We start from the raw sequence: 11213 nt of genomic DNA, 5'->3' as shown, positions 1-11213 counted from the left end.
ATCGGCGCGGCAGCCGAGCTGAACGGCGCGTTCGCTCCGGGATCGGCGCACTCGGAGGGGCAATTGATCGGCGTATCTCCCGGGCCGCACACGCCATCGGTGCAATCGGCCGGTTTCGCCAACTCGGCGGTCAGGGTCTGGGCCGCGGTGACTACCGTATAGTCCGGGTAGCCGTACTCGTAACTGAAACTCGGCCTGAGCGCGGCCAGCGCATCCAGGCGGCCGCCGCCGCCCCAGCAGAAGAGCTGGGGCAGAATCTCGTCGTAGGGTGTGCCCTCGGCGTAGCCCTCCCCGGGCTCGGGGAACGACGACCAGATATCGGTCACCGCTACCTTGGCGCGACTATCCAGCGCCAGCATGTTGTAGCTGAAAAATGCGCCGCCGCAGTGGCCGAACAATCCGATGCGCGAATCGTCGACCTGGACCAGTGCGCCCGAGGCGAGGAAATCAAACAGCAGCGCCGCCTTGAAAACCATCACTCCGTAGGTTGTGCGATTAAAAGCCGCCAGGCGCACGGCCAGCTCATCCGACCACAGACTCTTGTCGTCCCCCGTGGGAATTCCCATCTCCTTGACGTCCCAGCTCAGCGTGACCACACCCAACAGCGCCAGCACCGGCCCGCCGAGCTCGAACATCTGCTGCGCGTTGCCCGCCGGATCTCCGTGACCGTGGGTCATCAACGCCGCGGAGTACGGAGGGGTTCCGGCACTGGGTACGCTAAGCAATGCCATGAACGTGCCCACGACCGGGTCGTTAAACACGATGCGGTACTGGGTGTAATCGGCCGTGGTCTGCGTCGATTGAACGTAGTATTCCACCGGCCGCTCGAAGCGCGTGGCCAGCAGGTCGGTAATTTTGAGCACGTCGTGGAATGAGGACTCGGGCGTGATCGAACCGCAGTAGCTCGCGCCGGACTGCAACAGCTCGTAGCCCAGGGAGTCGAGCGAGCGCGGCTCGTCGCAACGCTCGAAGCGGCATAGGTCGTCCCAGGGCCGTTGGGAGTCGGCGGGCGGGGACTGCTGATCGTCGTCGTCCGGGCCGCTGTGGTCATCGTCGTCGCCGCTATCGGGCCCGCAGGCCGCACAGCAGACCAGGGCCAGAATCAGCAGCAACGACAACAGCGATCTCAATGCAATGTGCTTGTTCATCTGCCACCCGCGTTGCGAGACCGGTTTGCGGATTATAGCAGCTCGAGTTGTCCGCCGTTGCAACGTTCCCGAGCTTTGCCGCGGCGTTGTTCGCAGCGCGTCAGCTCGGCCTGAATCTGCTCGATCAGCGGCGAGGGCTCGCCGGGCAGGCGCTTGCCGAACAGCATGCGCGAGCGGGCGTAGCTCAGATAGAGGTGGTGCTGGGCGCGGGTCATGGCCACGTAGAGCAGCCGGCGCTCCTCCTCGAGCTGGCGTTCGCCGTCGTCCTCGCGCACAAATGGCAGCACCCCGGCCTCGCAGCCGACGATGAACACCACGGGGAACTCCAGCCCCTTGGCCGCGTGCATGGTCATCAGCGAGACCGCTTGGGCCCGCGGGTCGTGCTCGTCCGCCGCGCTGCTCAAAACCGCGCGGTCGCAAAATGCGCGCAAATCAAGATCGCCCATTGCCCGGGCGCGCGAGATCAATCCGACCCACGGCTCGTCCGCCACACACTCTGCGGCCAAACTCTCGATCGCCTCGCATGCCGGGCGCTGCGCCGCCTGCGGATCGTGACATAACTTATCCAGCCGCTGGATCAACGGCGCGATTTCGGGCCGCTCGTAGAACGAGCCCTCGCCCGCAATTTGGAACGGCACGCCCAGGCGCGAGAGCGCCTGCTGCACCGGCTTGGACAGGGCCGAGAGTCGGTAAAGCACCGCGATGTCGGAAAATCCCAGTTCCTCGTCGGGCTGCTGTTCGCCCTCGAGGCGGCCGGAGTCGATGGAGAAAAAGCCCGTGCCCTGGATCAAGCGCTCGATGCTGTGGGCCACGAACTCGGCCTCGGCACGGTCCGTGGCGCAGGCCTGTCGCACCAGCAGCGTGCCGCCCGGCCCCTGCCCGCTGATGCGCGCGGCCAGCCGTCCGCGACCGGCCTCGATCACCTGGCCCGAGGCCTGGATGATGCGGCCGCTGGAGCGGTAGTTGCGCACCAATCCGACGGTTCGCGTTCCGGGGTAGCCTTGCTCGAAGCGCTCGATGAATCCTTGTTCCGCCCCGCGGAAGCCATAGATCGCCTGGTCCGGATCGCCGATCACGCACAGGTCCGCGCCCGGCGGCGCGAGCAGCTCCAGCAGCGCCTGTTGCGCCGGATTGACGTCTTGGTACTCGTCCACCGACATGCTCGTATAACGCTCGCGCAAAACGCATAGCGCCGCGTCATCTGCGCGCAGCAGCTCCACGCAACGTACGATCAGGTCGTCCAAGTCCAACTGCCGCCCCTGGCGCAGGGCCTCGTCGTAAGCCTGATAAGTTCGGCTCAGCTCTTGATCGGGCTCGGCCAGCCGCGCCTTACAAAGCGAGATCCGTTCGGCCAGCCGCCGCACCTCGGAGCGCTTGAGCCCCGGCTCGATCGAGGCGATCAACTCCAGACGCGCGTCGGGCCCCACGATTGAGAGTTCCGGGTCGCCCAGCTCACGCAAAATCGAGAGCCCCAGGGCGTGGAAGGTGCAGACCGTCAGCCGCGTCGCGTCGCGCGCGTCGAGCAGCGCATACAGCCGTTGGCGCATCTGGTCCGCCGCGCGGTTGGTAAAGGTCACGGCCAGCACGTTCTCGGGTTTTACAATTGCCTCGTTTACCAGCCGGGCGATGCGGCGCGTGAGGGTGCGCGTCTTGCCCGTGCCCGGGCCGGCCACGATCAGCAGCGGACCACGATCGATCAGCGCGGCCGCAAGCTGCTCGGGGTTGAGACCGTCCCGCTCCTGGCTCGGCTCGGCGTCCGCTGGCTCGGGATCGTCGCCAACAACGGCCGCGACTTTGACGCGCGGTCGCCTGGGACGCGGCTTGGCCTTGGACGCCGCTGCCTTGGGCGCGATATCAAACAGCGCCGATTGCTTGAGAATCCGTTGGCGCTCGTCCGGGCCGAAAAGCCGCACCGTTCCGTACTCGCCGTCGTAGCCCGCGTCGATGTGCACCTCGCCGCGCCGCGCGCGATCCACGCCCGCGGCCACCAGCGGCTGGTCAATGGAGCGCAGGCTTTCGATGGGCGCGCTACGCAGTACATCGAGCTCGGGGCCGAGCTTTTGGAGCACGTCGAAGTAGGCGCTACGCACGCCCTTGGTGTTCTCGCCGCGGTCCAGCGCGTCGCCGATCACCGAGCTAAGCGGGATCAAGCTTTCGTAGGGCAACGCCTGGTCGGGCCTGTCGCCAAGCTCGCGGTCGGCAAGCTGATCGATTCGATTGAGCACGCCCACGGTCACCGGCTTGCCGCACTCGGGGCACAGGCCGCCGCACTCGCGTGTCTGGGCGGGGTCGAGGCGCACGCCGCACTTGCGATGGCCGTCGTAATGGTACTTGCCCTGGTGCGGGTAGAACTCGATGGTGCCCAGGAACTGGTCCGGCCCGCTCTCGCGCCGCAGTGCGCGGATTATCGCATCGTAGCTAAGTTCGCAGTCGAAGAGGTTGGCCTCGCGGCCGAGCTTTTCCGGCGAGTGGCAGTCGGAGTTGGAGACCAACGTCAGGCCGTCCAGGGCACTGAGCCGCCAGTTCATCTCCGGGTCCGAGCTCAGGCCGGTCTCCACGGCGAAGATATGTTTGTACAGCTCGCCGTAACAATCCTCGAGGCACTCGAAGCCCGACTTGCTGCCCAGGGCCGAGAACCACGGGGTCCAGATATGCGCCGGGATCATCACCGCCCGCTCCGAACAATCGAGCACGATCTGCAACAGGTCGCGCTGGTCCAGGCCCAGGATCGGCCGACCGTCGGAGCGGATGTTGCCGATGCGATCGAGCTGCGCGCTGATCCGCGCCGCGTCCTCCAGGTCCGGGGCGAGAATCACGCTGTGAACCTTGCGCGTGCGGCCGTCGCGCTTGTAGATCGTCGAGATCTCGGAGCTGAGCATGAAGCGCACCTGGCTGCGACAGCTCGCGGGGATCTCGGATTCCAGCGGCGCGCGCAGTTCGCGTTTGAGCTTGTACAGGCCCGGCTCGGCCGGTTCCAGACTCTGCGCCAGCTCGGCGGACCACGCCGGATGGGTGAAGTCGCCGGTGCCCACCACGCCGATTCCCTTGAGCTGTGCCCAGAGCCAGAGGTTGGGCAAATCGCTACGCCCGCTGGTGGCCCGGCTGTACTTGGAGTGGATATGTAGGTCAGCTACAAATTTCATCGAATGCGAATCGATCGCCGGCGGACCCGCCGGTCAGCGGCGCGAGCATCAGTTGGAGCGCGGCGGCAGTACGCGACCGACCTCGTCAATGCGGCCCTTGACCAACGCGCCGTTCTCGAGCAGGTACTGCGTGGCCTGGTACTGCGTAAGCGAGAGCACGGCCGGGTCTTTACTGCGTCTGCTGGTGTAATGGCGAATGCAGCACAGCGAGCTGACGTCCAGGTCGCCATCCGCGTCGAGGTCCGTGATCTGCAAGCGGCAGTCGCGGTCCACCGTCGGGTGACGCGGGATCAGGCCCGAGGTGTCCATCGAGTTGATGCTGAGTAGTTCCTGAAACGCGCCGGACGCGTCGAGGCGCAGCACGCGGTCGCGGTAGTTCTGATAGCCGTCGGCGATCTCGCCCTGGGTCAGGTGCAGCTCGTAGACGCCGTCGCCATCGAGATCCACCGGCCGCAGCAGCAAGGTCATGGCCCGCACCAGTTCGCGTGTCGAGCCGTCGCGGGCGTTGTGCTCGATCAGCAGCCAATCGCCGCCGTCCAAATCAAGGCGCTTCTGATAGATCAGCGCAACCCGCGTCTGCGGCTGCGAGGCCGGGGACGGCGCGAAGATGAAGTGCGCGCGATACTTCTGGGTCTCGAGAAAACCGCGCGCGTCCAGGCCCACCGCATGGCCCGGGTCAAGGGCCTGAAGCAGCGCGGTCGCGGCCTCGCGGTCGTAGGGGAAGCGTGCGTAGTCGTACTGCAGCGGCTGGTACCACGGCGTGTTGAAGATCTGCGGCGGCTCCCAGGCCAGGGCTGGAACGGCGATCAGCAACATCAGCAGAACCGCGATCAGTCCGGCATTTCGGCGCATAACCAACTCCGTCATCCCACTAATAGATGCGATGGATGCTCTTGACCCGCGAGTCCTGGATCTTCCACGCGCCGTCCTGGCGCACCAGGGTGTAGACCAGCTCCACCTGGTTGTCGTTGAACGGCTCGTCACCCGCGACCTTGCGCGTGGACTGCTTGACGCTGACCTCGGCGCGGTCGGCGTCGGCCTTGAGCACCACGACCTCGTCCAGGGTGTAGCTCAGATCGTAATCCTCGAACAGCTCGGCCGCGCGATCGCGGGTCGTATCGCGCTGCACGTTGTCGCTGGACAGGTCGCCCATGTAGTCCTCGATGTTCTCCTGCCCGGCATGCTGCGCGTTCTGCTCGAGAAACAGCACGATCTGGGACTGCACTCCCTCGTCCACGCCGCAGCCAAAGAGCAGCAGCGCCGCGGCCAGTACGGCGGTCAATGCCAACGTCGTTCTCATCGCGCCCCCTCGATCTCGTGGGTCCAGAAACCCGCGGTCAGTATTCAAAATCATTTTGTACCATGAAGTCCTTGAGCTTGGACATCAGCTTCTTCTCGATCTGGCGCACGCGCTCGCGGCTGATGTCGTATTCGTCGCCGATCTCCTGCAGGGTCATCGGGTCCTCGGCGAGCATCCGATTGCGATAGATGAAGCTCTCCTTCTCATTCAGGGTCAGGCTGAACTCCTCGAGCAGATCGCTGACGCGCTGGGCCTGGTCGGCTTTTTCGACCAGCTCGTCGGGCTGCTGCGTTCTGGCGGGAATCAGGTCCATCGCCGTGCCGCTGCCGTCCCGGGACAGCGGAGCGTCGAGCGACATCTCGGGCCGCTCCATGCGCTTCTCCATCTCGACCACCTCGCGGGTGGGCACGTCGAGCTGCTTGGCGATCAGCTGCGCGCTGGGCTCGATGCCCATCGCCGAGAGCCGCTCCTTCTCTTTCTGCAGATTGTAGAACAGCTTGCGCTGGGCCTGGGTCGTACCGGCCTTGACCATCCGCCAGTTGTTGAGGATGTAGCGCAGGATGTAGGCCTTGATCCACCACGCGGCGTAGCTCGAGAGCTTGGTGCCGCGGTAGGGATCGTACTTGGACACCGCCTGCATCAGGCCGATGTTCCCCTCCTGAATCAGGTCGAGCACGTTGACGAACGCCCGGCGGAAGTCCATGGCGATTTTTACTACTAACCGTAAATTGCTCACCACCAATCGGTAGGCGGCCTCGGCGTCGTTCTTTTCAAACAGCCGCACGGCCAGATCTTTCTCCTGCTCGCGCGTGAGCAGCGGAAAACGCCGGACCTCGGCCAAGTAGCGCTGCAGCGGGGTCAGCGAGACCAGGCCGACCTGCTCGCCCTTTTTGTCTATCGTCGGAAACGGCTCGGCCGGTTTGCCGCCGTGGTCGGACGAATCCGTAGGAGGTATTACCTCCACGTCATCGCTGGTATTTTCCTGCGTTGCTTTCTGCTTTTCGTCCGACATCTCTTTCGCTTTTTCCACTAATTACAGCATGAAAAGACTAATCACTTTGCTCGGTCGGTTCAAGCCAATACAGCGGGTGCTCCACGCGCAGGCCCGGGATCTTCAGCGCCATGTCGCGCAGCTGCAACAGGCATCCGCCGCAGGCCGCGGCCACGGATTGCGCTCCGCTGCGGCGCACACCATCGAGCTTGCGCTCGAGTATCGCACGGCTGAGCTGCGGGCAGTGCAGGCTGAACGCACCTCCCGATCCGCAGCACAACTGCGCTCCGGGCATCTCGACGAAATTTTCGCCCAGGGCGCTGCGCAGCAACCGCCGCGGCTGATCGCGCACCTGCATCTCCAGCCGCAGATGACATGAGTCGTGGTAGGTCACCTTGCCGCCGCCCTCAGGCTCGATACGCCTAATCAGCCCCGGCCGCGCCTCACGGTCGACCAGATCGAGCACGTCGATCACCTTGGAGGCCAGCTTCTCGGCCCGCTCGCGCTGCGGGTCGTCATGCTCGAAAAGCTCGGGCAGCCCGTGTTTGAGCATCGCGCCGCACGAACCGCAGTTGGTGACGATCCAGTCCGGATCGTCGCGCAGCAGTGCGTCGATATTACGCCGCGCCATGCGTTGTGCGGCAGGAGCGTCCCCCGCACCGTGGGCCGCCAAGCCGCAGCAGCACTGGTCGGTCGGCACGCTCACATCGTATCCCAGGGCCGCGACCATCCGCGCCGTGGCGTGGCTGACCTCGGGCTCGACGTAGTTGTGAACGCAGCCACAAAACAGCACGGCCTTGCCCCGTCGTTCGCCCCGGGCCCGCGGCTGGCTGGGCTGCTCGATAAAAAACTCGCCGCTGACCCGCGGCAGGGCCCTGCCCTCCATTGCTGCGGGCCGTGACAGGCGATAGAAAATCCCGCTGCCCTCGTCCGGTCCGCTGCCGGTCAACGCGGCCAGGCGCGTTGCAATGCGCAGCGCCGGACCAAGCAGCGCGGGCCGCGGCAGCACCTGCTCGTAGGCCAAACGCCACAGCGATCCCAGGCCCTCGCGTCCGCGAAGCAGTTCGCGTGCAGCTCGTATCGCGAGCTGCGGTTCGACCCCCGCGTTGCAGACCTCTGCGCAGCGTCCGCACAGCAGGCAGGCCTCGAGGCGCTCCACGACCTGCCGCGGATCGAGCCGTTCACCGTCCTGTAGCGCGCGCAGCAGCGAAAGCTTGCCCCGCGCGGACAGCGGCTCGCTTAGCGCTTCGCCGAAAACCGGACAGACCGAGCGGCACTTGCCGCAGCGCACGCAACGCTGGGCCTGCTCGTCGATGATGGAGTTCAGCCTTTCACGGTCCATCTGCGTTCAGCGCGGGGGCAGCCCTTTCCCGGGATTGAGGATTCCGGCCGGGTCGAATGCGGCCTTGATCCGGCGCTGCAACTCGATCTGCGTCGGGTCGATCTCGAGCCGCAACGCCTCGCGTTTGGCCAGGCCCACGCCGTGCTCGCCCGAGAGCGTGCCCCCCAGTTCGAGGGTAATACGGAATACCTGCTGCACGGTTTGTTCGGCCCGGGCGCGCTCGTCTTGGTCGTCGGGATCGAACAACACGTTGACGTGGATGTTGCCGTCCCCGGCGTGGCCGTAGTTGACGTTGAGCACGCGGTTTTGGGCGGCCGCGTCCGCCACGCGGCGCAGCAGCTCGGGAATGCGCGAGATCGGCACGGTCACGTCCTCGGCGAACTTGCGCGATTTGATCTTGTAGATCGCCGGGCTGATCGAGCGCCGTGCCTTCCACAGCCGCTCGGACTGGGCCTGGTCGCGCGCCACCTCGACCTGCAACGCGCCGCGCTCTTGCATCAGCCGTTCGATTTGTTCGATCTCGCGTTGCACCTGCTGCGTCTCGCCGTCGCAATCGATCAGCAGCAGCGCCTCGCAGCCCGGCGCAAGTTCGGCCTGCACGACCTCGAGGCTGGCGCGATCCATCAGTTCCAGCGCCGCGGGCAATACGCGTCCCTGCATCAGCGCCACCACCGCCTCGCCCGCCTGCTCCATACCGGCGAAAGACGCGCTGAGCGTGAGCACCGACTCCGGCGCGGGCGCCAGCCGCAGGATCAGCCGCGTGATTACGGCCAGGGTTCCCTCGGAGCCGACCAGCAGCCGCGTCAGGTCGTAGCCCATCACACCCTTGCGTGTGCGCACGCCGGTGCGGATCAGCTCGCCCGAGCTCAGAACCGCGTGCAACCCCAGCACGTAATCGCGGGTCACGCCGTACTTCACCGCGCGCAATCCGCCGGCGTTGGTCGAGGCGTTGCCGCCCACGGTCGAGGTGTCGGCCGAGGCCGGGTCGGGCGGATAGAACAGCCCGTGCGCGCGGGCCTCGGCCTTGAGCGCGTCGCAAACCACGCCGGGCTCGACCTCCGCGTAGCCGTCGCGCGCGTTGATCTCGACGATGCGGTTCATCCGCTCCAGGCTAAGCACCACCGCTCCGGGGAACTCGGGAATCGCACCGCCGATGGTCCCGGTGGCCGCGCCGCGCGGCACTACCGGCAATCCGCGTTGCGAGCAATAACGCAGCACGTCGCACACCTGCTGCTCCTCGCGCGGGAAGAGCACCAGCGCCGGGGCCGCGCCCTCGACCTTGGCGTCGGCGGCGAACGGCACTAGATCCTCGCGCGCGCTCAACGCGTTGTCGCGACCCACGATTTGCACCAGATCGAGCAGCGAGCCGCGGGTCGGCGCACTCATCCGATCCCCCGGCAGAAATCAAGCAGCAACTGCGACACCTGCTTGTAGGCCTCAAGCGGCAGCATGTGGCCCGAATCCTCGATCAGCTCGAAGCGCGCGCCCGGGATCTGTTCGGCCAGCCACTGCACGTGTTTGGCCGGGGTCAACAGGTCGTGCTGCGCGCCGATCGCCAGACACGGCGCGTCGATCTGCGCCACGCGTTCGCGCACGTCAAAGGCGTTGCAGGCGCGAAAGTCGTTAATCAGCACCTCAACGCCCACAGCGCGCATCACCTGTTGTGACTGGTCGATGATCTGCGGCGTTGCCGTGGGGCCAAAGGCGAAGCGTTCGAAGAGCATGAAGAACTGCTCGGGCTCCTCGCGCAGGGTAAGCAGAATCTGGTCGGCTACCTTGAGACGCGCCGAGGTCGCCACCAGCGCCAGCCCGGCCACGCGCTCCGGATGCTCCAATGCCGCGAGCTGGCTGATGGCCCCGCCCATGCTGTGGCCCAGCCAGATTGCGCGCGCGATCTCCAATTGGTCGCACAGCGCGATCACCTGCGCCAGGTAGCCGCGCACCGTGTCGCACGATTCGCCGTCGCTCGCTCCGTGTCCGGGCAAATCCAGTGCCAACAGCGGCCAGTGCGAACCGGCCAGCCGCTGCACGGCCTGCCAGGCGCTTTTATCTCCGCCCGCACCGTGGATCGCCACTATCGGCGGTCGGCCATCGAGCTGCGCTTCGCCGATCTTGTAGGCCACGCTCATCGCTTCTCCTCGCGCTGCGTTTGCGCAGGCATTATAACCGGCCGGGGCTATACCGCGACTGCGCAAGGCGATATAGAATGCTTGCCTGGATTATCGACCGGGAGAGAACATGTTCAATCGCAACAGATTACTCGTACTGATTCTTCTTGCCACGCTGTGCCTGGCGCTCAGCGCCCAGGCCGCGGATCTTCGCGAGGCGCGCGACATCAGCTACTTCCAGGGCGATCAGCAGGACTGGGAATACCACCTGCTCGACGTGTTCTCGCCGCTGGGACCGGGGCCCTACCCGGTGCTGATTTTCGTGCACGGCGGGGCCTGGCGCATCGGCGACAAGGATAACCCGCCCCACACCGCGCTGGCCCGCAACTTTGCCCAACTTGGTTTTGTCTGCGTCTCGATCAACTACCGCCTGACACCGCGGGTGGCCTTCCCCGAACACGCGCGCGATGTGGCTCAGGCCGTGGCCTGGACCGTGAACAACGTCGCCTCCTACGGCGGCGATCCGCAGAAGATCGTGATCAGCGGGCATTCGGCCGGTGCGCATCTGGCCACGATCGTGGCCCTTGATCCGCAATACCTGGCGCAGGTCGGTCTGACCCCGCAGGTGTTCAGCGGCGCAATTGGATTCTCAGGCCCCTACGATATCGCCAATTCGATAAGCAACGCGAAATCCGGCAACATGACCCGCCGTAAGCTCGAAGGGGTGTTCGGCGACGATCCCGCTATGTGGGATGAGTACTCACCGATCCATCACGCGTCGCCGCACTTCCCACCGACGTTGATCGTGGTCGGCGAGCGCGACCGCCTGACTACCGAGGAGGTCAGCCGCCGCTTTTGCGATGCGCTCAACGCCAAACGCGAGGACCCCACGCCTCCGGCCGAACTGGCGATCGTGCCGCGCAAAGGGCACATAGGCCTGCTTTTCAAGCTTGGTTACGAAAACGACTCAACCGCCGAGCGCGTTAAGGCTTTCATCCACCGGGTCACCGGAACGGCCAAGTAACAGGGAGAGATAAAGATCGTTAAAACGATCTTTGTGTGTAGGGCTCGCGGGGCATTGGAACGAAATTTCTTAATATCGTTCTGCATGCCGCCTCTAACATTATCCGCGACCCTCAACAGTCAGTAGGTCAGCCGTTCCGGGTTCTCCACGCATTTTT

Annotated in this window: 9 protein-coding genes; 1 reads left to right on the top strand and 8 read right to left on the bottom strand. The window is 65.4% G+C overall.

The window, feature by feature from the left end; translation table 11 throughout:
- The 8 genes from P9M14_03370 to P9M14_03335 form a co-directional block, all read right to left on the bottom strand.
- Positions 1-1148 (bottom strand): hypothetical protein (locus P9M14_03370; GenBank protein MDP8254766.1); only part of this gene is annotated, 1148 nt, incomplete at its 3' end.
- A 32-nt stretch (positions 1149-1180) separates the two neighbouring features.
- The gene (locus P9M14_03365; GenBank protein MDP8254765.1) at positions 1181-4291 is read right to left on the bottom strand and encodes a UvrD-helicase domain-containing protein; all 3111 of its coding nucleotides are present in this window, start codon (positions 4289-4291) and stop codon (positions 1181-1183) included.
- A 48-nt stretch (positions 4292-4339) separates the two neighbouring features.
- The gene (locus P9M14_03360) at positions 4340-5143 is read right to left on the bottom strand and encodes a hypothetical protein (GenBank protein MDP8254764.1); all 804 of its coding nucleotides are present in this window, start codon (positions 5141-5143) and stop codon (positions 4340-4342) included.
- A 19-nt stretch (positions 5144-5162) separates the two neighbouring features.
- Positions 5163-5591 carry a hypothetical protein gene (locus P9M14_03355; GenBank protein ID MDP8254763.1) on the bottom strand — a complete coding sequence of 143 codons (429 nt, stop codon included), beginning with the start codon at positions 5589-5591 and terminating at the stop codon, positions 5163-5165.
- A gap of 37 nt (positions 5592-5628) precedes the next feature.
- Entirely contained in the window at positions 5629-6603 is a 975-nt protein-coding gene (locus P9M14_03350; GenBank protein MDP8254762.1) for an RNA polymerase factor sigma-32, read from the bottom strand.
- A gap of 37 nt (positions 6604-6640) precedes the next feature.
- Positions 6641-7924 (bottom strand): (Fe-S)-binding protein, encoded by a 1284-nt coding sequence (locus P9M14_03345; protein ID MDP8254761.1) that lies wholly within the window; start codon positions 7922-7924, stop codon positions 6641-6643.
- 6 nt (positions 7925-7930) lie between these two features.
- Positions 7931-9310 carry an FAD-linked oxidase C-terminal domain-containing protein gene (locus tag P9M14_03340; GenBank protein MDP8254760.1) on the bottom strand — a complete coding sequence of 460 codons (1380 nt, stop codon included), beginning with the start codon at positions 9308-9310 and terminating at the stop codon, positions 7931-7933.
- On the bottom strand, positions 9307-10053 hold the full coding sequence (locus tag P9M14_03335; protein MDP8254759.1) for an alpha/beta fold hydrolase: 747 nt from the start codon (positions 10051-10053) through the stop codon (positions 9307-9309). The genes P9M14_03340 and P9M14_03335 overlap by 4 nt, the downstream gene beginning before the upstream one ends.
- 109 nt (positions 10054-10162) lie before the next feature.
- Between P9M14_03335 and P9M14_03330 the strand changes: the two genes are divergently transcribed.
- On the top strand, positions 10163-11056 hold the full coding sequence (locus P9M14_03330; protein MDP8254758.1) for an alpha/beta hydrolase: 894 nt from the start codon (positions 10163-10165) through the stop codon (positions 11054-11056).
- The last annotated feature ends 157 nt before the right edge of the window (positions 11057-11213 follow it).

Origin of the sequence: Candidatus Alcyoniella australis (assembly GCA_030765605.1) — a bacterium.
GTDB classification, from domain to species: domain Bacteria; phylum Lernaellota; class Lernaellaia; order JAVCCG01; family Alcyoniellaceae; genus Alcyoniella; species Alcyoniella australis.
This window is presented reverse-complemented; position numbering and strand designations above follow the sequence as displayed.

Coding starts and splice junctions, on each gene's coding strand:
- P9M14_03350 (MDP8254762.1), bottom strand. CDS start 6,603: ATGTCGGACGAAAAGCAGAAAGCAACGCAGGAAAATACCAGCGATGAC.
- P9M14_03330 (MDP8254758.1), top strand. CDS start 10,163: ATGTTCAATCGCAACAGATTACTCGTACTGATTCTTCTTGCCACGCTG.
- P9M14_03355 (MDP8254763.1), bottom strand. CDS start 5,591: ATGAGAACGACGTTGGCATTGACCGCCGTACTGGCCGCGGCGCTGCTG.
- P9M14_03365 (MDP8254765.1), bottom strand. CDS start 4,291: ATGAAATTTGTAGCTGACCTACATATCCACTCCAAGTACAGCCGGGCC.
- P9M14_03360 (MDP8254764.1), bottom strand. CDS start 5,143: ATGCGCCGAAATGCCGGACTGATCGCGGTTCTGCTGATGTTGCTGATC.
- P9M14_03335 (MDP8254759.1), bottom strand. CDS start 10,053: ATGAGCGTGGCCTACAAGATCGGCGAAGCGCAGCTCGATGGCCGACCG.
- P9M14_03345 (MDP8254761.1), bottom strand. CDS start 7,924: ATGGACCGTGAAAGGCTGAACTCCATCATCGACGAGCAGGCCCAGCGT.
- P9M14_03340 (MDP8254760.1), bottom strand. CDS start 9,310: ATGAGTGCGCCGACCCGCGGCTCGCTGCTCGATCTGGTGCAAATCGTG.